This is a genomic window from Rhodococcus sp. 06-418-5 (assembly GCF_002258285.1).
Classification (GTDB): Bacteria; Actinomycetota; Actinomycetes; order Mycobacteriales; family Mycobacteriaceae; genus Rhodococcoides.
Window position 1 is genome coordinate 147,406 of sequence record NZ_NOYE01000009.1, and the last position, 24,572, is coordinate 171,977.

Here is a 24,572-nt window from a genome sequence, read left to right on the forward strand (position 1 = left end):
AGTCCGACTCCGATCAGCCGCGCGAGACTGCCGTCACGCGGGTGTTCTGCTCACCCTCGACGGTCTCGTACCCGGCCGCCGCATCGAAACGGATGTGAACCCGTCCGTTCTCGTCGTCCAACGACACCCGCGCCCGTACTCGATACACCTCGGCGATGAGTTCTTCGGTCAGCACGTCCGCAGGTGCGCCACCTGCGACGACCCTGCCGTCCTGGAGCACGAGCACCTCGTCGCAGAACATCGCGGCCAGATTCAGGTCGTGCAGCGCGACGATGCTGGTGATCGGCAGACGGGCGACGAGGGCCAGCAATTCGAGCTGGTGATGGATGTCGAGGTGGTTGGTCGGCTCGTCCAGCAACATCTCGCGAGGCTGCTGGGCGAGTGCGCGTGCAATGTGCGCCCGCTGCTGCTCACCGCCGGACAGCGTGCGCCACAATCGATCCGCCTTGCCGGTGAGTCCGGTCTGCGCGAGCGCGTCGTCCACTGCGTCGTCGTCGAGGTCGCTACCGCCGAACGCCCCGCGATGGGGGATCCGTCCCAGACGCACGACATCTCCGACCGTCACGTCGACGTCCGTGTGCGCGTGCTGTCCGACGACCGCGACGGCGCGAGCGATGTGCTTGCGTTTGAGCGAACCGAGCTCGGCACCGTCCAACTCGACGACGCCTGAGGTTGGCGACGCGGCCCCGGCCAGCAGGTGGAGCAGCGAGGACTTACCGGAACCGTTGGGCCCCAACAGGCCAACCGTTCGGCCGGGCGCGGGGTGCAGCGTCACTCCGTCGACCACGAGTGCGCCGCCGCGCTTCCAGGAGACGTTCGACGCGTGCAGTGTCATCGAATTCCTCTCTTGCGAGCCATGATTGCGATGAAGGCAGGGACGCCGACCAGTGCTGTTCCGACGCCGACCGGCAGTGGGGTCGGGGCGAAGGCGACTCGGGAGACGGCGTCGACCCACACCATGAAGATCGCGCCGATGACGGCAGTGGTGGGCACGAGGCGGCTGTGGTTGGGCCCCACCAACAGTCGCGCCGCGTGCGGAAGAATGAGGCCGACGAAACCGATGGCACCGGCCACGCTGACGAGTGTCGCAGTGATCAGGGCGGTTCCGACGAGCAGTGCCAGGCGCACCTTCTTGACGTCGAAGCCGAGCGAGGACGCCACCGAGTCTCCGAACGCGAATGCGTCGAGCACGTACGCGTAGTAGCAACAGACCACTGCGCCGATACCGGCAACGGTCACACAGAGCACGACGTCGTTCCATCGCACTCCCTCGAACGATCCGAGGAGCCAGAACATCACGCCGCGGGTCTCGTCGGAGTCCGCGAACGCGAAGATCACGAAAGATGTGAGCGCCGAGAACAACTGAGTGGTCGCGACACCGGCGAGGATGACGCGGTCGTTTCCGCTACCGGACATGCGGGCAAGGAAGAGCACCAACCCGAACGCAACGAGCGCACCGATGAACGCGCCGCCCGACAGACCGAGTGCGGCACCGCCGACACCGAGAACGCCGACCACCACGGCTCCCGTCGACGCACCCGAGGACACCCCGAGCACGAACGGATCCGCCAACGGATTGCGCAGAAGCGACTGCATGATGACGCCGCAGATCCCGAGCCCGACGCCACTGGCCGCAGCGACGAGTGCTCGGGGGAGCCGCTCCTCCCAGACGATCGCGTTCTTCGACGCTTTCACCGGCACATCGGTGACGCCGAGATGGTTGAGCACCACATCGCGAACGTTGACCAGCGAGATGTTCGCGGGCCCGAGCGTGATGGCGACGAGAACAGACACCACACACAGCACGACACCGCCCAGCAGAGCCAACCCCCAACGCCACAGGTCGGTGTGCGATCGCTGGGCGGTCCGCCGCGGGGTGATGGTCGCGGTCAGGACGACAGTCCCAGGTCGCGCAGTCCGGCCGACACCTTCTCGACGCCGTCGACGGCCCGGATCGACGGGTTCATCTCCGCGCCGTGCAGCGAGATGTAGCGCTTGTCGCGGACGGCGGCCATCGTGCTGGTGACGGGGTCGGACTCGAGGAATGCGATCTTGTCGGCGAGTAGGTCACCGGGGAAGCGATTGCGGGCCAGGTCACCCAGTACGAGGACGGTCGGATCCCGATCCACCATGGTCTCCCAGCCGACGGCGGGCCAGTCGTCGTCGGTATCGGCGAAGACGTTCGTCATTCCGACCGTTCTGGCGAGCAGATCGGCCGAGCCGCGTCCGCCTGCGATGTACGGGCTCTTGGTGTCTGCGAACCAGAAGGCCACGGACACATCGGCATTTGCGGTTCGCGCGGTGGCGTCGGCCATGCGGGTCTTCAGTTCTTCGACGAATTCGGCACCGCGCTCGTTGACGTCGAAAATCGCCGCGAGTTCGGTGATCTCCTGGTACAGCGACTCCATGGTGAGCGGCGTCGTCCGGGTGTTGCCCCCGTTGACGCTACGACCGGCGTCGCAGTCGGTGGGTGAAAGATACGTGGCGGCACCGGTTTCGGTGAAGCGCGAACGCTGCGCGACGCCGCCCTGCTCGAAGTGGCGTCCGAACGATGCGGTGACGAGGTCGGGTTCGGTATCGACGACGACCTCGTAGGTGGGGGCATTGTCGGCCAGTCGAGGAACCGCGGCGTTGGCGTCTGCGAGGTTGTCGCGGACCGGATCGGTCCAGGATGCGGTGCCCACCATCCGATCCTGCACACCGAGCGAGAGAAGGATTTCGGTGGAGTTCTGGTCGAGTGACACAACTCGCTGCGGGGCGGAGTCGAAGGTGACCGACTCGCCGCAGTTCTCGATCGTCAGCGGATACGACGTCCCGCCGTCGGTGGCCTCCGCGGTGGCGTCGGAGACCTCCTCGGATGCTCCGCAGGCGACGAGCGATCCGATCAGGGCGGCGGCGGCAGCGAGAGTGCCTGCGCGGCGACGAACGTTGAGCACGTGGAATGTCCTTCGGGTTAAGACAGCAACGAGCCGCCGGGGATTGCCCGACGGCGGCACACACCGAGGCGTGTATGAGCACAGGCTAACCTTTGTCCTGCGCCGATGGAAATCGTGGCATTCGATCGGGTCCGAAAGGACACGATGCGCGGCATACTCGTCCTATGGCCGACTTCAACCAGATGATCATCGACGAGTTCCGGAGCAACGGCGGACACGTGTCGACGGCGGGTTTCGGTGATGCGCTCGTCGTGCTGCACTCCATCGGAGCCAAGAGCGGTGAGATCCGGTTGAACCCACTCATGGCGATTCCGGAGGACGACAGCTGGCTGATCGTGGGCTCGGCAGCCGGCTCACCGAAACATCCTGCGTGGGTGCACAACCTGCGTGCACACCCCGCCATCGATGTCGAGGTTCCCGGCGACGGTGCCGTCCGAACCATCGCGGTGACCGTGTCGGAACTCCCCGACGACGAGTGGGACGCGAACTGGCAGAAGTTTTTGGACGCGTCCGAGGGCTTCGCGAAATACGTCGAGACGGCGGAGGGTCGTCGGTTCCCGATCTTTCGGTTGACGTCCGCCTGACTCACGACTTCGATCAGAGCGCCGTGCGCTCGAATACCGCAGCCAGTCCCTGTCCTCCACCGATGCACATGGTCTCGAGTCCGTAGCGAACCTCGCGCCGATCCATTTCCCGAAGAAGTGTCGCCAAGATTCGGGCTCCGGTTGCGCCGACTGGGTGGCCGAGCGAGATGCCCGACCCGTTGGGGTTCAGTCGCGGATCGGTGGGCTCGATCTCCCAGGTTCTGAGGACCGCGAGAGCCTGCGCTGCGAAGGCCTCGTTGAGTTCGATGACGTCCATGTCTTCGAGCCCGAGTTCGAGCCGACCGAGTGCGGCTCGCGTAGCGGGAACCGGGCCGATGCCCATCGTGCGGGGCGGGACGCCTGCTACCGCCCAGGATGCGAGTCTGGCCAGCGGGCGAAGGCCCAACTCGGATGCGACCTCAGGGGTCGTGACTACGCACAGCGCCGCGCCGTCGTTCTGACCGCTGGCATTTCCCGCAGTGACGGTCGAATCGGGGTCGACCCGCTGGCGTATCGGACGTAGTGAAGCCAAGCTCTCCATGGTGGTGTCGGGGCGCGGGTGTTCGTCGACGGCAACGACTGTGGGATCACCCTTCCGATTGGGAACCGACACCGGGACGATTTCCTCGTCGAAGACGCCGTTCGCTTGCGCGGCGACTGCTCGACGATGCGACAGCACTGCCAGCGAGTCCTGGTCTGCGCGTGAGATCGAGAACTCGGCACGTAGGTTCTCCGCGGTTTCGATCATTCCGCCGGGAACCGGGAAGTGCGCCCCTCCTGCGGTGACACGCGCGCGGGCCAATCGGTCGGCCAACTGGACCGATTCTGCCTTGACGCCCCATCGCATGCCGGTCGCGTAGAACTCGGCGTTGCTCATCGACTCTGCTCCGCCGGCCAGGACGAGAGTGCTGGCTCCGGTCTGAACCTGCATGCACGCGTTGATGACTGCTTGCAGGCCCGATCCGCACCTGCGATCGATCTGCTGCCCGGGAACCTCGATGCCCAGTCCGGCCTGCAATGCTGCGACTCGGCCGAGTGCGGGTGCTTCTCCGTTGGGTGATGCTTGGCCGAGGATGACGTCGTCCACGCGGCCGGCTTGAATGCCGGTGCGGTGCATTATTTCTCGGATGACAGTGGCTGCGAGTTCCTCGGGGGCTATGTCTCGGAAAACGCCTCCGAACCGTCCGACGGGCGTTCGAAGAGGTTCGCAGATGACGGCGTCTGGCATGTGAATTCCTTACTGGAGGTCGGTGTTCAAGGAGATTGAGTTCGGAACAGAGCCCGCCACGTCGATGCTGCGGCCCCGGCCAGCAGCCCGCCCGTGAGGTAGAAGACCGCACCCGCCCCGGCCGAGCCGGCGAAGGTGCCTGCGACGAGGGGGATGACTACTTGCCCGAGGCGATTGCCCGTCAGGCGAAGCGAGAGAGCAGACGCACGGTTCCGTGGGTTCACCAGTCCGGCAACCCAAGTCATGGTCAGGGGTTGAGCGAGACCCCAGAAGAATCCGGCGATCGCGATCAGTACACCCACTACCCATTGGTTCGGCAGGATCGGGACCAGAACCATGGGGAGAGCGGAGCAGAGGCTCCCGGATACCAGAAGCCACTGTCTGGGAGCCACTTTCAACAGCTGAGTGAGCAGCGTACGTGAGATGATGGCGGCGACGGAGCGAGCTGTCAAGATGACTGTCACGACTACGACGCTGTACCCGTACTGCTCGCCGAAGACCGGTAGGTACGCGGTCATCAGGTCCATGGACGTCAGAATGATCAAACTCGAAAATACTGCTGGACGCATGCCTTGTGTCGTCAACATCGTTCGTGTGGACTGTTTTTCGTGCTGCTTGCGCGCGCTGACCGAGGCCCCGCTGATACTCAGTGAGGGCGCCAACGTGAGGATCGAGGCCACGACCGCGACGCCGAACATGGCAACCAAGGCTCCCTGTGTGTCCACATGGCCGACGTCGCTGCGTGAGGCGATGAAGCCGACGATCGGTATTCCGATCGACTGGCCCACCGATATCCAGACCGTCAATCCACCGAAGCGCCGGTCGTAGTCGTCCGGTTTCGACCGGACGGGGATGTAGCCCTGGCTGGACACCATGGTCAGGATGTGGCTGAAGCCCAGTAAGATACAGCCGGCAGCCAGTACCACGATCCCCGAGCTCACGATGACGACTGCGACGGCGATGAGTGAGATCGCGGTGCCCAGGCGCAGCATGGTCGCCGCCCGGCGACCGTCGACCGCCCGTCCGATCTGCATCGCCGCGACCAGTGGAAGCAGCGAATACAGGGCCGTGAGGATTCCGACCGTCAGGGCATCACCGCCGAGTTCCAACGCTTTGTAGGTGATCATCACACGTACTGCTGCGTACACCGCCTGGATGAGTGCCGTTGTGGCACAGAGCATCACAAACCAAGACTTGATCATCTGCGCTCAGTGTCCCGTGCCGGTTTCGATGCGACCGACAGGGAGGTCACTCATTCGAGAAGTTCTCGATTTCGTCGGCTCCTGCAGCCCGAAGGTCGGGCTCCCGTTCGCGAATGCGGCTGGCGCGGGCCACGTGTTCGGCGGTCAGTCGCCCGGCCTCCTCCGCATCTCCTCGCTCGATCGCGGCGAGAATGCCGTCGTGATCGTGCTGAAGCTCGGCCGCATCTGCCGGTCGACGCCACACGGTGGTGCCGGGGGTGAAACGGGCCCACAGAAGTTCGAGGTGCTGAACGATCAGTGGGGACGTCTGGCCGTAGATGGCGAAGTGGAAGGCTCGATTGAGAACCGAGAGTTCGGCCGGAGTGCTGGTGCCCGCTTCCTGGGCGGCGGACAGCTCTGCATGTGCCGCGCGAATCGCGTCGAGTCCACGCGGCGTCATTCTCTCCACGGCCATTTCGGCGGCCGTGCGCTCGGCCGCGGCGCGGAGGCGATAGAGGTCGCGGGCGGTGTCCGGCGTCATTTCTCGTACCGACGCACCCTTGTGTGCGTCGTAGGAGACGACTCCGTCGGCTTCGAGCATGCGCAGTGCTTCGCGGACCGGTGTGGCGCTGACTCCGTATCGCTTCGCGAGAACGGTCTGTTTGATCAACTCGCCGGGCTTGATCGCACCGCTGGCCACGTCTTCCTTGAGGCGATCGACTACGTATTTCGTCCGGCTCACTGGCGGGGCGGAACTGGAGACGCTCATGCCGGGGACCTCTCTTCGTGCGAAGTGCGCTCTATTTTGTCTACACCATCGTGTGTCGACCTTACGCATAAACAGTCGGTTGCACATGGACTATGGACAGTAGACAACACTCTATAGAGTGTGTAACGTGCATCACCAGCGCAGGGGAGTGTGACCGGCAACTCGCTGTTCGATAACGATGTAGGCCCTTCCCACCGGCGAGACAATCACTGACGAGACCGATTACGGAGATGCGAATGAGCTCCCAGCACAATCTGACACTGGATATCGCCGACTGGATCGTGAGGCAGAGCAATGCCCCACTCCCGGGGAAGATGGATCATCATGTTCGGCGCATGCTCCTCGATCACCTGGCCGGCGTGGCCGCAAGCGCAGTCGGAGATGTTTCGCGCGCCGTCGGGGTGCACGTCTCGCGGTCCTACACAGGCTCCACCTCCACTGCGATCGGTCACGGTCGCACGTCTGCCCTGGGCGCAGCACTGCTCAACGGAACCAACGGCCACGGAATCGAGTCCGACGAGGGGTACACACCGGGTTCGATGCACCCAACTTCGGTGGTGTTCCCGGCCGTGTTCGCAGTCGCTCAGGAGCGCGGGATCAGCGGTGAGCGCGTCCTGATCGCCTCCGCCATCGGAATGGAGCTGGCGTGCAGAATTGCCGACGCAGGCCACCCCGCAACACGTAACCGCCATTTCCACAACACCCCGATCGCCGGAGTCTTCGGGGCGGCTGCCGCCGTCGCGGTTCTGCTCGAGCTCGACGCGAACGGCGTTGCCAACGCGCTCGGCCTCGCCGGCTCGCACGCCAGCGGCGTCTTCGAGTTCCTGGGCGGTTCGGCCGAGGTCAAGCGCTTCCATCCAGGCAAAGCTGCCCGTGACGGCATCGCCAGTGCCGACTTGGCCGAAGCCGGCCTGACCGGTCCCACCACCATCTTCGAGGGTCGTGATGGTTACTTCGCCGCCTATGCGGGGGACGAAGGCACGGACTGGTTCGCCGACACCCTCACCCGAGGACTCGGTGAGGACTGGGTTCTACTGCGCACCTACGTGAAGCCGTATCCGTGCTGCCGACACCTGCACGGTGCGATCGACGCAGTCCTGGCGCTCCGTAACGAACATTCCCTCGATGCAGCCGATATCAGCTCCATCGACGTCGGTACCTTCGCCATCGCCACCCGCCACGCAGGTCGAGTCCTCGACACCATCCTGCAGGCACAGTTGAGTCTTCCGTTCACTGTCGCCGTGGCAGCTGTTCGCGGAGCCGTCACCATGACGGACTTCGCCGAGACCACCCGACAGGACGCCGACATCGTCGCACTCATGGACGCGGTGACTGTTCGCCTCGACGAGGCCGCCGAGGCGTCGTACCCCAAGACCGGACGCCCGGCCGAGGTTGCGATCACCACCAAGGACGGACGTCGTTTGGTCCACCGCGTCGAGCAGCCGTACGGGGAGCCGACCAACCCCATGTCCGACGCCGACCTCGAGGTCAAAGCTCGCGGACTGGTCGAACCACTGATCGGTGCCGACGGAGCCAAGCAGCTGATCGAATCCTGCTGGAACTTCGACACCCTCACCTTCCTCGACGATCTCGACGCCGCAGTGCGCGCGTACTCCACCACCACCTAAGACATCCACTTCCGCGGGCAGCCGTCGGATACAGAAAGGACCTCTCATGGAGGTTGCAGTTCACGATCTCGAACTCGCCTACGGCGACTTCGTAGCCATCAAGAGTCTCGACCTGATCATCCCGGACGGCGAATCGGTCGTCCTGCTCGGCCAGTCGGGCTGCGGAAAGACCAGCACGATGCGCTGCATCGCCGGTCTCGAAATGCCTACCGGTGGAACCATTTCGATCGGCGACAAGACGGTGTTCGATGGCAACTCCGGAAAAGTGGTTCCGGTGTACAAGCGCAATGTGGGCATGGTTTTCCAGTCCTACGCCGTGTGGCCGCACAAGACCGTCCTCGAGAACGTGGCGTTCCCGCTGAAGATGAAGGGCGTGGCGAAGTCCAAGCGTCGGGCCGAGGCGCTCGCCGTACTCGAACTCGTCGGACTGGCGCACCTGGCCGACCGCGGAGCGAGCATGCTCTCCGGTGGGCAGATGCAGCGTGTGGCCCTCGCACGGTCCATGGCGATGGCCCCGAGCGTGCTCCTACTCGACGAGCCACTGTCCAACCTCGACGCCAGGCTGCGCGACGACCTTCGCGTCGAGCTCCGCAGGATCCAGACCGAACGTGGTCTGACGAGCCTCTACGTCACCCACGATCAGCAGGAAGCGCTTGCTCTGGCCGACCGCATCGCGATCATGCAGGAGGGTCGCATCAGTCAGCTGGGCACTCCCGAGCAGATCTACGGTTCGCCCGTGAGCGCCTCGATCGCCAGCTTCCTCGGCGTGACCAATGTCTTCTCGGTCGCGGCCGACTCGACATCGCGATCGCTTCATCTCACCGGGTCCGAGGTCGTGCTTCGGTCCGCCTCCGACGTGCCCACGGCGGCGTCGAGCGCCTGCATTCGACCGGAAGACATTCTCGTCACGCTCGACCAGCCCCGCGACGCTGCCTCGGCCGCAAGCCATTCCGACACCAACATCCTCGACGGCGTCGTCGAGATCGCTGTCTTCCAGGGATCGACCATTCGGTGCAAGGTCAAGCTCGACGGCGGAGTTCAGCTCGACGCCGTGTGCGCGCCGCCCACCGACGGTCTGCTGGCACCGGGTGCACGCGTCAAGGTCACCATCGCCGCGGATGCGGTCAAGGTTCTGCCCGACGAGGCCCCGGTTGCGGAATCCCGAGTGGCGGTAGCAGCATGAGTGCGTCACTCCTCGAGAAGTCGGCACCGGAGGCACCACTTCCACTCGTACCACGTAAGCGCAACAAGAAGATCGGCCGGCGCGGCAAGTTCGGCAGCCTTCCCCTGCTGCTCGTCGTTGCGTTCCTCGTGCTGGTACCTGCAGGCTTCGTCCTGCTTGCAGCGTTCAGTGAGACGGTCCCGCGCCCCGGAAGCATCTCGTTCGATCTCACGCTGAAGAACGTCGATGTCCTTCTCGAGGCCGGCGTCCTCGGAGCGACCGCGAACTCCTTGCTCATTGCGGTGTCCGCGACGGCAATTGCCCTGTGCATCGGCGGATTCCTGGCATTCATCACCGCCAGAACGAACGTCCGCGGAAAGTCCTTCGTCTTTCTCATCGGCTTGATGCCGATGTTCCTGCCGTCGTACGTGGGTGCATTGGCATGGTCGATTCTCGGAAGTCCGGGAGCGGGTCTGCTGAACGTAGCGGGCCGAGATCTGGGAATGGGAAGCCCGGTCAACATGTACTCCACCGGTGGCGTCGTCATGGTGTTCGCCATGTACTACGCGCCGTACGCCTTCCTGCTCATTCACGCCTCGATGTCATTGATGAACCCCGACCTCGAAGATGCGTCCAACGTGCACGGAGCGTCCACCTGGCGCACGATTCGCTCGGTCACCACCCCACTGGCGCTGCCGGCAATCATGGGTTCGGGCTTGTTGATGTTCATTCTGATCCTCGAAAACTTCCCTGTTGCACAGGTATTGGCCACCCCCGGCCAGATCGACACTCTGCCCACCTTCATCTACAGGTTGATGAACACCTCGCCCTCGCGCGGTAACGAGGCATCGGTCATCGCGATCGTTCTGGTCGCCGCCGTCATTGCGATCACCATCGTGCAGCGCAAGGTATTGGCCAAGCGTTCCTACACCACGGTCTCGGGCAAGGGAGTCAAGGCTCGCACCCTCGACCTCGGCAAGCTACGTACACCGGCACTGCTGCTGGCGCTGCTGTATTTCGTTCTCGCGATTGTGCTTCCGCTTCTCGCCCTGTTTTTTTCGGCCATCCGCAGCTCGCCGTACATGCAGTCGTTCGGTTCGTTGACCGAGCCGGGCGCATTGGATATCACCTCGTTCTTGGACGTGTTCTCCTCGGAGACCTTCCACACGGCAGCGACCAACAGCGTCCTGGTGTCCGTGATGGCGGCAGCAGGCGGAACCGTGCTGGCCTTCCTCGTCGGCTACACCGTCTACCGCACCAGTTCGTACGCACGCGGTCTGCTCGAAGCGCTGTCGATGGTGCCGTTGGCCATCCCGGCAATCGTTCTCGGAATCGGACTGCTCTGGACGTGGTTGGTCATGCCGGTGCCCGTATACGGCACGCTCTGGGTTCTGATCATCGGATTCGTCGCGGTGCAGATGCCACAGGGATTCCGCGGTATCGCTGCTGCGATCCAGTCGACCGATCGCGATCTGGAAGACAGCGCAGTTCTGTTGGGAGCACGCCGCTTTCGTGCCATCAGCTTCGTCACGATTCCGCTGCTCCGCGTCGCGGTGTCCTCGACGTTCCTGATGCTGCTGATGCTCAGCATGCGCGAGCTCACCGTGCCCCTGTTCCTGTACACCACCGACACCCGCATACTCTCGATCGCCATCTACGACCAGTTCGAGAACGGTGGAGCGCTCCGCGAGGCTTCCGCGCTGGCCCTGATCTACTGCGCGATCATGTTCATCCTCAGCTACCTGCCGCGCCGGATCGGTGCCAAAAGTGGGTCCGGTCATGCATAACGCAACCGGCTCGAAAGGAATCGAAATGACTACTCGAAAGGGACGTCTCCCACGGCTGGCCGGAGCCCTCGTGGCAGCGACCGCACTCGTCGTGACGCTGACAGCGTGCGGCCAGGAAGGCGGCGGCAAAGACGAGCAAGCTCGCGAGCTGTATCGGGCATCGGAGGTCGACACCAGTAACGGTCTCGTGATCGACGGAGAACTCGTCGCGGACAAGGCCCTCTGGGATGCGGCGCAGGGGGGAGTTGTCAAGCTCTACTCCGGCACCGGAAAAGAAGCCGAAGACCTCACTGCAGCCCGATTCAAGCAGGAGACGGGCCTCGATATCGAGCTGACGCGCCTGCCGACGAACAAGCTCGCCGAACGTGTTCTGTCCGAGCAGGGCGCAGGCAAACTCGGTGCCGACATCGCGCGAGTCACCGATCCGCGCGTGGCGAAGCAATTCTCTGAGCAGGGTGTATTCGTGCCGTATGCAACGCCTTTCGACGATCTGCTTCGTCAGCAGAACACCGGTTTACGCGACACCTATCTCAACTGCTACTACTTCGTGAACGCAATGGGATACAACGACGCGATCATCGAAGAGGATCAGCCCACCCAGTGGGAGGATCTGACCGACCCGAAGTACAAGGGAAAGCTCGGTGTCGTCGCGGTGACCACCGGCGGAACGCTGAATGCGCTGGCCAACTTCCAGATCTCCACACTCGGCGAGGACTTCTTGAAGAAGCAGGGCGAGCAGAATCCACGCATCTTCGATTCGACGTCCACCGAGGTCGATGCGCTTGCTCGTGGTGAGATATCCATCGCATCGCTGAGCTTCAACAACGCTTTCGCGGCCGAACTCGCAGGTGCGCCTCTCGAATTGGTGATTCCCGACAAGGGCGTGTCGGCGTCGGAAAACTTGATGGGCATGACCGCGAACGGTCTCGCCAATCCCGCTGCTCAGGTGTTCATGAATTGGACGATGTCCAAGTCCGGACAAGGATTCGCAGCGGCGCAGGGGTTCGTCCCGGCGCGTACCGACATGGACCCGATCAAAGCGGGCGACAAGTACCAGCTGCCGCAGGCAAATTCGCCGCAGTTCCATCTCTTCACCGAAGAGGAATACGACGAGTTCGCAGCGCGAGACGAAGAGATCTGGAAGCAGGCGTTCGGTTACATGGGCTGATCCGGCCCGAATCGAGAGCGATCTCGCAGACTTCATGAATCTATAGAATATCGAGAGAAGGACAATCATGACCGCAGTGATGACCGACCGTGATGCACTGGTGGATTCGGTTCGCGCCTTCGCGAAACGGCACCTCGCCGACGGAGCCCTCGAACGGGCCCATGACCCCGCGTACTCGTGGGACATCGCTCGCCTGCTGGGCGCGCAAGATCTTCTGGGCCTGACCATCGCCGAGAAGGACGGGGGCCAGGGAGCATCGTTGGCTGACGCGGTGGCCGTCATCCAGGAAGTTGCTCGTTCGTGCCCCAAGAGCGCAGACATTTTGCAGGCCGGTAACTTCGGCGCGATCCGTACCTTCGCTGAGTTCGGTACCGAGGAGCAGAAGCACAAGTACCTGCCGGACCTGTTGTCGGGCAACGCCCTGATCAGCCTCGGCATGAGCGAGCCCGGGGCAGGTTCGGCTGCGACCGAGCTGGAGACCTCGGTGACCGAGGACGGTGACGGGTATCGGCTCAACGGCACCAAGATCTGGGGCACGCACAGCGTCGACGCCACGTTGTTTCTGATCTACGTCCGCTTCGGCCCCGGCACCCGCAACATCGGCTCCGTTCTCGTCGAGCGCGGTGCCGAAGGGCTCTCGTTCGGGAAGCCGTCGAACTACATGAGCGGCGAGCAGTGGTGCCAGCTCTACTTCGACAACGTGTGGGTCCCGCGCGAGAACATCCTGCTCGGACCGGGTGGGTTCAAGAAGCAGATGAGCGGGTTCAACGTCGAGCGCATCGGAAACGCCTCGCGCGCATTGGCTTTGGGACGACTGGCCTTCGATACCGCGCGTGCACACGTGAGTGAGCGGACCCAGTTCGGCCGTACCCTCAACGAATTTCAGGGCCTGCAGTGGAAGTTCGCCGAGGTAGCGGTTGCCCTCGATGGCGCCGAACTGCTGCTCGAGCGTGCCGTCCGTAATGCCGCGGCCGGCCTGCCGTCCGCGTACGAGACCTCGGTGGCCAAGCTCGCCGCCAATGAAGCAGGTTTCCTCGCCGCCAACGAAGCAATGCAGGCCATGGGGGCCCTGGGCTACAGCTCCGAGTCCCTGGTCGAATACTGCATGCGTCGTACCCGTGGCTGGATGATCGCGGGCGGATCCATCGAGATGTTGAAGAACCGCATCGCCGAAGAAGTGTTCGACCGGAAGTTCAGCCAGCGCGCACCGAGGCAGGAAGACGCCCGATGACCTCGACACCAGTCGCGGTGCGAGGCGTGGTTTCCTACGAGGTCGAGGACAGGGTTGCGGTTCTGACGATCGACAATCCTCCGGTCAATGCGAGTAGCGCAGCGGTTCGGCGAGGTCTGTTGGACGGGCTCGGTGCCGCGAATGCAGACAGTGCGATCGATGCGATCGTTCTCCTCGGAGCGGGCAAACATTTCGTGTCCGGTTCGGATCTGCGAGAGTTCGACGGACCCGTCCCCGAGCCGACACTGCCTACCGTCATCGCGGCAATCGAGGCCTCTGCCAAGCCCGTTGTCGCGGCTATCTCCGGCTCGACGCTGGGCGGTGGCTTCGAGCTGGCGCTCGGATGTGACTACCGAATCGCTGCGCCCGGGACCGTCGTGGGATTGCCGGAAATCGGCCTCGGAATGATCCCGGGTGCCGGCGGCACGCAGCGACCGTTGCGCATCATCGGACCCTCACGAACGCTGGATCTGATCACCTCCGGCAAGTCCATGCCGGTGCGATGGGCAGCTGACAACGGTCTCGTCGACAGCCTTGCCGACGGTGATCTGCGCTCTGCTGCAGTCTCTTTCGCTAGGAATTGCTCGGGCAAGCGTGTTCTGATGGACCTTCCGGTCGTATCGGTCGATGAGCCGGGTGAGTTCGAGCAGACGGCACACGCAGTGCTGACGCGGGGACGCGGACGACCGCAGTACGCGGCGGCGGTGACAGCGATTCTGAACGGCGTGGCGCTGTCTGCGCCGTCCGCGATCGCCTTCGAGCGAGCCGAATTCACCAGACTGCGCAACGGTCCTGAAGCGGCGGCTTTGCGTCACCTGTTCTTCGCTCGACGTGAAACGACGAAGGCGAACAAGCCGACGTCGCCGAGGGAAGTCGACTCGGTGGGTGTCGTCGGCGCGGGAACGATGGGAGCCGGCATCGCCCGCGCCTTCGTCGAGGCGGGGAAGTCCGTGGTCCTCGTGGACAGGGATCCCGACATGGCGGTGCGGGCAATCGAGAAGTTGCGTTCGACGTACGAGCGGTCGGTCGCACAGGGGCGGCTGAGCACGCACGATGTCGACGAGCGCATGATGCTCCTGAGCCCCGGTCGTTCGGTCGAGTCCTTGGACGAATGCGACCTTGTCATCGAGGCTGTCTTCGAGGACATGGCGGTCAAGAAGGAACTGCTGCAACGACTTCAACATGTGGTTCGTCCGCACGTCACTCTGGCGACAAACACGTCGTATCTGGATATCGACGAGCTCGCGACGGCGGTCGATCGTCCCGGTCGGGTAGTGGGTATGCACTTCTTCAGCCCTGCGCATCGCGCGGCGGTCCTCGAAGTGGTGCGAGGGCGCGAGACGTCACGTGAGGCATTGGACCGAGCGTTGACAGCGGCGACCGTGTTGAAGAAGCTGCCGATCGTTGCGGGCGTGTGCGACGGGTTCATCGGGAACCGGATCTACAACGCCTATCGTCGCCAATGCGAGCTGATGCTGGAAGAGGGTGCCTACCCGGAGCAGGTCGACCGAGCGTTGGTCCAGTTCGGTTTCGCGATGGGCCCGTTCGCGGTCTCGGACATGTCTGGACTCGACATCGCCTGGCGGATGCGGCAGGCGAAAAAAGCCGATCGCAATCCTGCCGAACGCTATCCGGACGTCGCGGACGCTCTGTGCGAACAGGGCCGATTCGGCCAGAAGACCGGCGCGGGTTGGTATCGGTACGTCGACGGTTCTCGAACCCCGATCTCCGACCCTGCCGTCCACGAGCTGATCGATCGATCCTCGTCGGGCAAGGGCATCGAACGGAGTGCGTTCACCGACGACGCCATCGTCGACCGTGTGCTTCTGTCGATGGTCAACGAGGCTGCACTGTTGCTGCAGGACGGAATTGCCGATCGTTCCGGCGATATCGACCTGATGCTGACACTCGCCTATGGTTTTCCCTCGCATGTCGGCGGCCTCGGGCCGTGGGTGTCGAACCAGGATCCTGCACAGCTCTCGGAACGGCTCGAGCGTCTTGCCGCGGTGGTCGGACCAGGGTTCACTGTCGGTGACCCAACCGTTCTGCGTACGTAGCCGAGCGATGCACGATCACAGCCACCTCGATCGCGGTCGAGGTGGCTGTTGTCGTACGGACTATCGACCGGCCTCACCCGTGCTCGACGAAACGTCCATTCGCCGAAATTGTTTCGGCAGTGCGCAAGAGTTGGGGTACCACGTCGTCGCGGAGGGTCTCGACGGACATCCGCGCGGAGTTCGCCGACACGTTCAGGGCCATGATGGTACGACCCTGCCGGTTCTTGATCGGCACCGCGGCAGAGCGCACACCTTCTTCGCGTTCACCGTCGATGATCGCGTAGCCCTGATCTCGTACCCGCGCGAGTTCGCTGCGAAGATCGTCAGGGTCGGTGATGGTCGTCGGGGTGAGCCGGAGCAATTCGGTCTTGTCGAGGTAGGCGTCGAGTTCTGCCGCCGACAGTCCTGAGAGCAGTGCCCTACCCAGCGAGGTCGGATAAGCCGGAAGTCGTGCGCCCACAGTCAGTGTGATCGTCATCGACCGTGCGGCAGGGACACGAGCGACGTAGACGATGTCGGGTGAATCGAGCACAGCAAGTGAAACCGACTCGCGCACTGCATCGGCAAGGTCCCTGAGATACGGCAGCGCATGGTCCCAGATCGGGGTGGACGAAAGGTAGGCGTAACCGAGTCGCATCATCTGCGGGGTGAGCGCGAACCTTTTGCCGTCCGGCTGCGAGGCAAAGCCCAGCCTGCACAGCGTCAGCAGAAGACGCCGAACGGTAGGTCTGGTCAACCCCGTGAGTGCGGCAGCCTCCGAAATGGTCAGCGTCGGGTGCGACGCGCTGAACGCTTCGATCACTTGGAACGCCTTGCTGACCGACTCGATGTAGTCGGGATCGTCTCTCGGCATTCCTCTGTGCGCTCCTGTCGATCGGATGGTCGTGACCGACCCTCACTGTCGCCCATCGTAGCCAGCACTCGGCTGCTGTTCAGGCAGCCGAGTGTCGATTCAGGCGATGTTGCCCGCTCGGCGGCCGAAGACGGCACCCGCAGCGAGCCCGGAACCGCCAGGATAGTTTCCGCTGAACAGCCCACCGAGCATCTCTCCGCAGACCAGCAGACCGGCGATGGTCGAACCGTCGTCTCGACGGACGCGGCCGTGGGTGTCGGCGGCCAGACCACCGAAGGTGAAGGTGATTCCGCAGGTGACGGGATATGCGTAGAACGGCGGGGTTTCGATCGGTGCGGCCCAGTTGCTCTTCGGTGGCTGCACTCGTGCGGCGCGGCCGTCCTTCACTGTGGGATCGAACGTGATCGATCGGTCGATCGACGCGTTGAATTCGTCGATGGTCGTCTCCAACCCTCGAGCGCCGATGCCGAGAATGCGGGCCAGTTCGCCGACCGAGTCGGCCACCGTTTCCGAGACTCCCGGCATGTCGTATTCCTCGGTTCTGAGCATCGGACGCAGAGCGCTGTCGAAGATCTGGTACGCGATGAAGTCAGGTTGAGCGAGAATCTCCTTCCCGTACTTCGCGTAGGTGTAGTTGCGGAAATCGGCTCCTTCGTCGAGGAATCTGTCCCCTCGATTGTTGACGACGATTCCGAGTGGATAGGACTGCCGAGTCAACCGGTTGGTCAGTTCGCGATTGCTTTCGTTGTTCTCCGCCAACGCATCCCATGCCGTGCTGTGGCAGGTCGTCCAGTCTCCGCCCTTACCTGCACCGATCGAGAGGGCGGCCGCGAGAACCTCGCCGGTATTGAGTGGTGTGCCTCGTACCTTGGCGTGGGACCACCCTGCCCCCAGATGCTGTTCGCGCATCTCGGCGTCGGCTTCGAAACCGCCTGCGGCCAGCACAGTCGACTCGGCCAACACCGTTCCGGCGCTGCCGTCGGATCTACGAAAGCGCACTCCGGTGACGCGGTCGTTGTCGTAGATCAGGTCGGTGACGGAGTGGCCGTAGCGGATATCGACGCCCTCGGCCAGCGCGACGCGGGTGTGATCGGCAATCAGGCCCTGACCACCACCGGTGTTCCCGATGTGCAGCCCGCCCCAGAACTGATACGTCCCATCGGGAAGCTTATAGGCCTGACGCTCGTACATCAGGCGATAGCGCAGACCGCGCTGATGCAACCACCGCACACAATCCAAACTCTCGTGTACGAGGACTTCGGTCAAGTCCGGATCATTGCGCCCATCAGTGACTTTCGCCAGATCCGCGGCGTACTCGTCCGCTGAATACGGGGGCACTTCGGTGACGGTATGCCGCTGGTCCTGATCGATCAGATCGGCGATATCGGCCAGCCCGCGATGTGCGATACGGGTGGCACCGGCTGTGTAATAGCTGTTGCCACCCGATTCGCTCTCGTTTCCTTTTTCGAGCAAGATCACGCGCCGTCCTCGCGCCGCGGCCGCGTGGGCGGCAGTGAATCCTGCGTTGCCGCCGCCGACTACGACCACATCGGTCGTATGGTCCTGTGCATCGTTGAGTGTCATCGACTATGTCCTGTCCGAGGTTTCGAGCTGACGGTTCGAGGCTCGATGACGCAGGTGCTGTACTGCGCTGACGGTGAGCGCGGCCGCGAGCACCAGGTAGAGGGTGATGGTGATCGGACTGCCGACCAGGATTCCGAGGCTGCCTTCCGATACCGCGAGAGCGCGGCGTAGTTCGACTTCTGCCAGGGGGCCCAGAATGACGGCGATGAGGACTGGGGCAAGTGGAATGTTGTAGCGGCGCATCATGAATCCGACGAGTCCGATGGCGACGAGGAGCCACAGATCGATGCTGGACGAACTGATGGCGTAGACACCGAGCACGCAAAAGACGCTGATGCTGGCGTAGAGGTAGTGGCGTGGAATGGACAGCAATTTGGCCCATACCGGAGCGAACGGAAGGTTGATCGTCAGCAGGATCACCAGACCGATGAACAGAGACGCCAACAAAGTCCAGACCAAGTCACCGCTGCGCTCGAACAACAGAGGCCCCGGCTGCATCCCGTACTGCTGGAATGCAGCCAGCATGATCGCCGCGGTTGCCGAGGTCGGCAGCCCCAGAGCGAGCAGCGCGCCCATTGCTGTACCGGCCGTGGAGTTGGCGGCAGCCTCGGGTGCAGCCAGGCCCCGAATGGAACCGCTGGTGCCGAAGGTGTCGTCGCCGTTCTTCTTGGCCAAGTACTTCTCGGTGCCGTACGCCATGAAGGTCGGCACTTCGGATCCACCGGCCGGGATGAGCCCGAACGGCGCTCCGAAGGTCGTGCCTCGCAGGAATGCGGGAAGGGCCCGGCGGAAGTCGGCCAGATTCAGACGCGTTTTTCCGCCGGCTTTCACCGCAGTGACTACCGGGTCTCGGTGGATGCGTGAGGCGACGAAGAGCACCTCACCCAGTGCGAGCAGGCCGACTGCGATCACGACGATGGAGATGCCGTCGAACAGTTCTGGCATGCCGAGCGCATAGCGCGCGGTACCACTCGGTCCGTCGACTCCGACCAACGCCAGTGCCAGTCCGATACCGAGGGCCGCCAGACCGCGCACGACGGATTCCGACACCACGGCCGAGATCGCCAGAAAGGCGAAGACGGCGAGCGCGAAGTACTCGGCGGGGCCGAAGACGGTGGCGAGTCGAACGAGGGTAGGGGCAAAGAACACGACCAACGTCGTTGCGATGATGCCACCGATGAATGCTCCGACGGCCGCAGTTGCCAGTGCCTTGGCGGCTTGACCGCTCTTGGCCATACGGTGGCCCTCGAAGGTCGACGCGATCGCCGACGAGTTGCCGGGGGTATTGAGCAGGATCCCGGAGGTCGAGTCGCCGAAGAGGCCGCCGAAATAGATGCCGGCGAACATGATGAATGCGGCGGTGGGCTCGAGGGAGAACGTCACCGGCAGCAGCAATGCCACGGCCATCGAAGAACCGAGACCGGGCAGCACTCCGACCGCGGTGCCGAGAATCGCGCCGATGAGAACCCACAGCAGATTCATCGGGGTGAGGGCGGCTGCGAAGCCGTCCATCAACAGGGGGAGTTGATCCATCAGAACAGCCCTCCTACGAAACCGGACGGCAATGGCAGTCCGAGACCTGCATTGAAGGCCAATTGGATGAACGACGACATCAGTAAGGCCAGACCAATGTCCAACAGCGGCCTTCTGCTACCGAGCGCACGTGCCACGACCCAGAACAGCGCAGCGGCGCAGAGTATCCAGCCCAGAATCTCGAGCAGAAGTACGAACCCCACCAGGGCACCCACGACTTGCCCGACGGTCTTCCAATCCGAATGCGTCGCCCATGTCGGTGCTGCAGGACCTGGGAGTGGATCGCTGTTGTCGGAGAGATCTCCGAGGTCGCGCAACATGTCGGGGGAGAAGTCGCCGTGTCCGGGATGCGCTGCGGTGTCCGAAACCTTGGGATGGCGAATGATGTTGATCGCCAATGCCGTTGCGCTCCCATAGAGCAGGATGCAGACGATGATGGGGAAGAATTGGGGGCCGGGAACCGACGACCCCATGACCTTCATCGTGACAGTGCCGACGGTGAGAAACACTGCGATGGCGTACAGCAGTGCGACGACAGCGAGCTCGCTGCGCCCGGTCCAGAACGAGTGGGGGCGCGGATTTTCAGCGCGCCGCGTCGGTAGAGAGTCTGTGCTCATTGTCCGAGTTCCTCGATGATGTCCTTGGCTCGCGCCACTTCGAGTTCGATGAAGTCCTCGAACTCGGTTCCGGTAGAAAAGGTGTCGGTCCAGTTGTTGCGATCCATCGTGGCTTTCCATTCCGGTGTCTCGCGCATTTCTCCGATGATGTCCACGAACTCGTTCTTGGTGGCCTCCGAGATTCCCGGTGCTGCAACGAATCCGAGCCAGTTCGACATCGCGACGTCGGTTCCTTGCTCTGTGAAGGTAGGAATGTCCACCTCGTCCACCCGCTCCGGTGCGGAGATGGCGAGAGCCCGCAGTGAGCCGGCGGCTATCTGGTCGCTCACCTCGTTGTATCCTGAGATCCCAGCTGTTGTGACGTGAGAAAGCAACGCGGACAGGGCTTCCCCACCGCCGGAGTATGCGATGTAGTTGACGGCGGCGGGGTCGATTCCGTTGGCTTGGGCCAGGAGTCCACTGAGTAGATGGTCGATCGATCCGAGCGATCCACCACTGATCGAGGTGCCGCCCGGATTCGCGCGCCAATCGGCGAGGAATTGGTCGAGGGTGAGGTAGGGCGAATCGCCGGGAACGACCAGGACCGCATAGTAATCGGCCATTCGTGCGATAGGCACCACGTCGTCGAACGACTCCGGATTGTCGGCCATTTCGATGGCGCCGACCAGGACTCCGCCGGTGGCCATCAACGCGTCCTCACGGCCGGGGGTCTGGACGAACTGGCTCAGCCCGATCGTGCCGCCCGCGCCCGGGATGTTGATGACCTGCGGGTTGTTGACGATGCCCTGAGCGCGCATGGCGCGCTGACTTTCACGGGCGAACCCGTCCCAGTTGCCTCCGGGTGCGGCCGGCGCGATCAACGTGAGTTTTCCCCGGGCGGTGGCGGCCGCACCGGACGAACTGGCGTTGACGAATGCGGTCACGGTGACGATCACGACCGCGAGGACGAACAGCGCGGTGGTCAGCGGCCGCTTCACTGAGTGCGGCTTTCCGACTCGAGAACGGAATGCGCGAACGATGCGATGGCCTCGGCGAACGCCTCGGGCTGCTCGGGTGCAAGAGCGTGTGCAGCGTCGGCGATGACGGACTCCGTGACCCGCTCGCCCAACATGGGCTTGAAGATGTTCGGGATGACGACCGCATCGTGTTCGGCTTGCAGGTCGAGTATCGGCACCGTTCCACCTGCGAAGTATTCGTCGATCGGCGTGATGTTGCGCGCGTGGCTCTGAGCGTGATGTGTGCTGGTCGACCACCCGGTCATCCACGAACTCGGATCATGGCCCGGCGCAAAGAATGCCTGTCGCAGGCACTCCATGCGTACCTCATCGGGCAGGTCCAGATTACCGGCCCCGTCGATGGCGTCCCGAAGCCTCGAGTACGGTTTTTCGTTCGATCCTGGAGGCATCTTTCCGGCCGAGGCCGCGGCCATGACGAGGCCGCTGACGAGATCGGGCCGGTCCATTGCCAGCATTCTGGCGGGCTGGCTGCCCCATGCGTGGCCGACGACGACTGTGCCGGTGCACTGTTCGTGATCGAGGACCGCGGCGACGTCGGCGGCGAAGTGGTGCAGGTTCAGGCCGTTCATCGGTCCTGTGCTTTCGCCGATGCCGCGGGGGTCGGGGCGGATCACACGGAAACCGCGCGCTGCCAGTAGTGGGGCAACGTCGTCGTAGTCCGCCGATCCCCGCGCCAGGGAAGGGAGAATCACAATAGTTGGACCGTCGCCCTCTCGGACGTAGCCGATCCGGACATCACCGTGACCGGCCACGCAGTGTTCGCGGGCGGTATGTGTGTTGGCATCGCTGGCAGTGGTGTGCACGACGGTCCGTTCTGTCGAGAGTCTGAGTCATCCGTGGTCCGAGTAGCCGCAAGATTGCTTCTGATGTCCTACTGACGTACAACAGTACGTAGGTGGTACGTTATTCGTGTTCCACATCACTGTCAACAATCGGTGTTGTGCACACCACAATGAGAGGATCGGACCATTGGCAAGAGTGCATCCCGCCGCTAGTAACGGCGAAGTCGCAGACCGAGTGAAGGCCCGTAGAGGCGGCCACCTGACCCCGCTCGACGAGGCCTTGCTGCACAGCGAACCGTTCGCCGACGGATGGAACACGTTGCTCGGTGCGGTCAGGTCCAGCATGGCGCTGCCCGGTGTGCTCCGAGAACTCGCCATCTGCCGCATCGCTGCGCTGAACGGTGCCGACTACGAGTGGCGTGCGCACGCCCCGCTCGCACGCGCCGAGGGGCTGACGGACGAGCAGGTTGCCGCCCTGAGACTCGACGCCGACGTTGCCCCGCTGAACGACGATCATCTGCTCGTCCTCGCCTATGCGGACGCGATGACGCGCTCGGTCACCGTGTCCGACGAGCTCAGCGCGGCAGTCCACGATCGATTGGGCACCCAACAACTGGTCGAGCTGACCGGCACCATCGCGGCGTACAACATGGTGTCTCGTTTTCTCGTAGCACTACAGGTCGGCCAGACCGCGCCGGCCGACACCCTCGAATCATCGGAAAGTGAAGTGACGGTATGACGGGTCGATTGGCAGGCAAGGTCGCTCTGGTGACAGGGGCCGGAAGCGTCGGACCCGGATGGGGCAACGGGCGCGCATCCGCGGTGCGTTTCGCGCAGGAAGGGGCGACGGTATTCGCGGTGGATCTCAACCGCGAGGCACTGGAGGAGACGGTCGCGCGCTTCGACGGACCAGAAGGCTCGATCATCCCCCTACAGTGCGACGTGACCGATACCGCTGCCGTCGAGACCGTCGTGTCCACGTGTGTGGAGCAAGCGGGCAGGATCGATGTCCTGGTCAACAACGTCGGTGGGTCGCGCGCCGGTGGCCCGGTCGAGATGACCGAAGAAGAGTGGAACAAGCAGCTCGAATTCAACCTCACGACAACATTTCTCACGTGCAAACACGTCCTGCCGCACATGAAGGAGGCCGGCACGGGTGCCATCGTCAACACCGCGTCGACATCCGGTATCCGCTGGACCGGAGCTGCACAGGCGGCGTACGCCGCGTCGAAGGCCGGAGTGATCGCATTCACCCGGTCGGTCGCGGTACAGCACGCGCCGCTGGGCATTCGTGCCAACACGGTGATTCCAGGACAGCTGCACACGCCGATGGTCGAGGTTCGGCTCGCCGGGCAACGCTCCGGCGGTGACGTGGACAAGCTTCTCGAACAACGGCTCTCACGGATTCCGATCGGTTTCATGGGCGATGGCCGAGACACCGCGAATGTTGCGTTGTTCCTTGCTTCCGACGAGGCACGGTTCATCACCGGTACCGAGATCGTCGTCGACGGCGGCATGTCCGCTCGCTGTGACTGACCCTGCAACGAAGGAGAACGACATGCTTCCACGATCGGAGCCCACGATCGAAGGTCCGCTCGCGTTCCCCAGCGCGCCGGTATACCGGTTGCCACCGAATGCGTGCGACAGTCATTGCCACGTGTTCGGCCCCGCAGCGCAATTTCCCTTCGCGCCCGACCGGACGTTCACACCACCGGACGTCCCGTTGAGCAGTCTCCGAAGGCTGCACGATGCGCTCGGTTTCGAGCGTGCGGTCATCGTCCAGTCGGCGTCGCACGGGCGCGATCATGCGGTGCTCGTCGATGCTCTTCGTACAGGTCGTGGCCGGTATCGGGGCGTCGCGCTGATCGGCCTCGACACCCCCGATCGGGAGCTCGCAGCGCTGCACGAAGAAGGCGTGAGAGGGGTACGTCTGCAGTTCATGTCGCACCTGGGTCCGCCACCGAGCGACGATGAAATAGTGCAGTACGCGCACAAGATCGCCCCGTACGGTTGGCACCTGGAGATTCACGTTTCAGGAACAGGGGCTGCAGACAGGTACGAGGTCATCTCCTCGCTCCCCGGACGGGTCGTCATCGATCACCTGGGGAGGGTCGACCTGGCTCAGGGGCTCGACAGTGCTGCGATTCGGGCAATCGAGCGGTTGCTCGACACCGGCAATGTGTGGCTCAAGCTGAGCAGCACCTACCGCGTCAGCACCCAGGGTGCACCGTACGACGATGCGAACGAACTCGCGGCACGGTATGCGGCACACAACCCGGATCGTGTGGTGTGGGGTACGGACTATCCGCACCCGAATCTGCACGCAGCCATGCCCGACGACGGAGTGCTGGTGGACGGTATCCCCGCGATTGTTCCGAGTACGGCCGGGCAACAGAAGCTTTTGGTCGACAACCCTTCGGAGCTGTTCGACTTCTGATCCCTGCCCGACGACGACG

General features: G+C 63.5%; 22 protein-coding genes. 10 read left to right on the forward strand and 12 right to left on the reverse strand.

Features of this window, described 5'->3' with window-relative positions; all coding sequences use genetic code 11:
• Nucleotides 1-13: 13 nt before the first annotated feature.
• The 3 genes from CH274_RS04565 to CH274_RS04575 form a co-directional block, all read right to left on the reverse strand.
• Nucleotides 14-835, reverse strand: coding sequence for an ABC transporter ATP-binding protein (locus CH274_RS04565; protein WP_094656898.1), 822 nt, complete (start codon nucleotides 833-835; stop codon nucleotides 14-16).
• Nucleotides 832-1,797 (reverse strand): FecCD family ABC transporter permease, encoded by a 966-nt coding sequence (locus CH274_RS04570; protein WP_094656945.1) that lies wholly within the window; start codon nucleotides 1,795-1,797, stop codon nucleotides 832-834. Before CH274_RS04570 ends, CH274_RS04565 begins: the two co-directional genes overlap by 4 nt.
• Before the next feature lie 92 nt (nucleotides 1,798-1,889).
• Nucleotides 1,890-2,936, reverse strand: a complete 1,047-nt coding sequence (locus CH274_RS04575; protein WP_094656899.1) for an ABC transporter substrate-binding protein — start codon at nucleotides 2,934-2,936, stop codon at nucleotides 1,890-1,892.
• A 164-nt stretch (nucleotides 2,937-3,100) separates the two neighbouring features.
• On the opposite strand from CH274_RS04575, the gene CH274_RS04580 reads away from it, so the two are divergent.
• Entirely contained in the window at nucleotides 3,101-3,520 is a 420-nt protein-coding gene (locus tag CH274_RS04580) for a nitroreductase/quinone reductase family protein (protein ID WP_094656900.1), read from the forward strand.
• Nucleotides 3,521-3,533: 13 nt separating this feature from the next.
• Here the strand turns inward: CH274_RS04580 and CH274_RS04585 are convergent, their stop codons facing one another.
• Genes CH274_RS04585 through CH274_RS04595 form a run of 3 tightly spaced genes read right to left on the reverse strand, consistent with a single transcriptional unit; the run spans nucleotide 3,534 to nucleotide 6,698 of the window.
• Entirely contained in the window at nucleotides 3,534-4,748 is a 1,215-nt protein-coding gene (locus CH274_RS04585; RefSeq protein ID WP_094656901.1) for an acetyl-CoA C-acetyltransferase, read from the reverse strand.
• A 26-nt stretch (nucleotides 4,749-4,774) separates the two neighbouring features.
• The gene (locus CH274_RS04590; protein ID WP_094656946.1) at nucleotides 4,775-5,947 is read right to left on the reverse strand and encodes an MFS transporter; all 1,173 of its coding nucleotides are present in this window, start codon (nucleotides 5,945-5,947) and stop codon (nucleotides 4,775-4,777) included.
• A gap of 49 nt (nucleotides 5,948-5,996) precedes the next feature.
• On the reverse strand, nucleotides 5,997-6,698 hold the full coding sequence (locus CH274_RS04595; protein WP_032405656.1) for a GntR family transcriptional regulator: 702 nt from the start codon (nucleotides 6,696-6,698) through the stop codon (nucleotides 5,997-5,999).
• A 236-nt stretch (nucleotides 6,699-6,934) separates the two neighbouring features.
• On the opposite strand from CH274_RS04595, the gene CH274_RS04600 reads away from it, so the two are divergent.
• The 6 genes from CH274_RS04600 to CH274_RS04625 all read left to right on the forward strand — a co-directional run bounded on the left by CH274_RS04600 (nucleotide 6,935) and on the right by CH274_RS04625 (nucleotide 15,731).
• Nucleotides 6,935-8,326 (forward strand): MmgE/PrpD family protein, encoded by a 1,392-nt coding sequence (locus CH274_RS04600; protein ID WP_094656902.1) that lies wholly within the window; start codon nucleotides 6,935-6,937, stop codon nucleotides 8,324-8,326.
• Nucleotides 8,327-8,372: 46 nt separating this feature from the next.
• Entirely contained in the window at nucleotides 8,373-9,509 is a 1,137-nt protein-coding gene (locus CH274_RS04605; protein WP_094656903.1) for an ABC transporter ATP-binding protein, read from the forward strand.
• The gene (locus tag CH274_RS04610; protein ID WP_094656904.1) at nucleotides 9,506-11,275 is read left to right on the forward strand and encodes an ABC transporter permease; all 1,770 of its coding nucleotides are present in this window, start codon (nucleotides 9,506-9,508) and stop codon (nucleotides 11,273-11,275) included. Before CH274_RS04605 ends, CH274_RS04610 begins: the two co-directional genes overlap by 4 nt.
• Before the next feature lie 25 nt (nucleotides 11,276-11,300).
• On the forward strand, nucleotides 11,301-12,443 hold the full coding sequence (locus tag CH274_RS04615) for an ABC transporter substrate-binding protein (RefSeq protein ID WP_094656905.1): 1,143 nt from the start codon (nucleotides 11,301-11,303) through the stop codon (nucleotides 12,441-12,443).
• Between the two features lie 67 nt (nucleotides 12,444-12,510).
• Nucleotides 12,511-13,674: an acyl-CoA dehydrogenase family protein gene (locus CH274_RS04620; RefSeq protein ID WP_032405660.1), complete on the forward strand. Its 1,164-nt coding sequence runs from the start codon at nucleotides 12,511-12,513 to the stop codon at nucleotides 13,672-13,674.
• Nucleotides 13,671-15,731, forward strand: coding sequence for a 3-hydroxyacyl-CoA dehydrogenase NAD-binding domain-containing protein (locus CH274_RS04625; protein ID WP_094656906.1), 2,061 nt, complete (start codon nucleotides 13,671-13,673; stop codon nucleotides 15,729-15,731). The genes CH274_RS04620 and CH274_RS04625 overlap by 4 nt, the downstream gene beginning before the upstream one ends.
• 73 nt (nucleotides 15,732-15,804) lie before the next feature.
• On the opposite strand, the gene CH274_RS04630 is transcribed toward CH274_RS04625, so the two are convergent.
• From CH274_RS04630 to CH274_RS04655, 6 genes are all read right to left on the reverse strand, one after another.
• Nucleotides 15,805-16,584 carry an IclR family transcriptional regulator domain-containing protein gene (locus tag CH274_RS04630; RefSeq protein WP_094656907.1) on the reverse strand — a complete coding sequence of 260 codons (780 nt, stop codon included), beginning with the start codon at nucleotides 16,582-16,584 and terminating at the stop codon, nucleotides 15,805-15,807.
• 99 nt (nucleotides 16,585-16,683) lie between these two features.
• Nucleotides 16,684-18,168, reverse strand: coding sequence for an FAD-dependent tricarballylate dehydrogenase TcuA (gene tcuA, locus CH274_RS04635; protein ID WP_094656908.1), 1,485 nt, complete (start codon nucleotides 18,166-18,168; stop codon nucleotides 16,684-16,686).
• A 3-nt stretch (nucleotides 18,169-18,171) separates the two neighbouring features.
• Complete coding sequence (locus CH274_RS04640; RefSeq protein ID WP_094634502.1) at nucleotides 18,172-19,701, reverse strand: tripartite tricarboxylate transporter permease; 1,530 nt, start codon at nucleotides 19,699-19,701, stop codon at nucleotides 18,172-18,174.
• On the reverse strand, nucleotides 19,701-20,318 hold the full coding sequence (locus CH274_RS04645; protein ID WP_094656909.1) for a tripartite tricarboxylate transporter TctB family protein: 618 nt from the start codon (nucleotides 20,316-20,318) through the stop codon (nucleotides 19,701-19,703). Before CH274_RS04645 ends, CH274_RS04640 begins: the two co-directional genes overlap by 1 nt.
• The gene (locus CH274_RS04650) at nucleotides 20,315-21,295 is read right to left on the reverse strand and encodes a tripartite tricarboxylate transporter substrate binding protein (protein ID WP_094656910.1); all 981 of its coding nucleotides are present in this window, start codon (nucleotides 21,293-21,295) and stop codon (nucleotides 20,315-20,317) included. Before CH274_RS04650 ends, CH274_RS04645 begins: the two co-directional genes overlap by 4 nt.
• A complete protein-coding gene (locus CH274_RS04655) occupies nucleotides 21,292-22,137 on the reverse strand; it encodes an alpha/beta fold hydrolase (protein ID WP_094656911.1) in 846 nt (281 codons plus the stop codon). The genes CH274_RS04650 and CH274_RS04655 overlap by 4 nt, the downstream gene beginning before the upstream one ends.
• A gap of 214 nt (nucleotides 22,138-22,351) precedes the next feature.
• Between CH274_RS04655 and CH274_RS04660 the strand changes: the two genes are divergently transcribed.
• From CH274_RS04660 to CH274_RS04670, 3 genes are read left to right on the forward strand one after another with little or no spacing between them, the layout of a single operon-like run.
• On the forward strand, nucleotides 22,352-22,855 hold the full coding sequence (locus CH274_RS04660; RefSeq protein ID WP_094656947.1) for a carboxymuconolactone decarboxylase family protein: 504 nt from the start codon (nucleotides 22,352-22,354) through the stop codon (nucleotides 22,853-22,855).
• Nucleotides 22,852-23,652 carry an SDR family NAD(P)-dependent oxidoreductase gene (locus CH274_RS04665; RefSeq protein ID WP_032405668.1) on the forward strand — a complete coding sequence of 267 codons (801 nt, stop codon included), beginning with the start codon at nucleotides 22,852-22,854 and terminating at the stop codon, nucleotides 23,650-23,652. The genes CH274_RS04660 and CH274_RS04665 overlap by 4 nt, the downstream gene beginning before the upstream one ends.
• 22 nt (nucleotides 23,653-23,674) lie before the next feature.
• A complete protein-coding gene (locus CH274_RS04670) occupies nucleotides 23,675-24,553 on the forward strand; it encodes an amidohydrolase family protein (protein ID WP_094656948.1) in 879 nt (292 codons plus the stop codon).
• Nucleotides 24,554-24,572 lie beyond the last annotated feature (19 nt).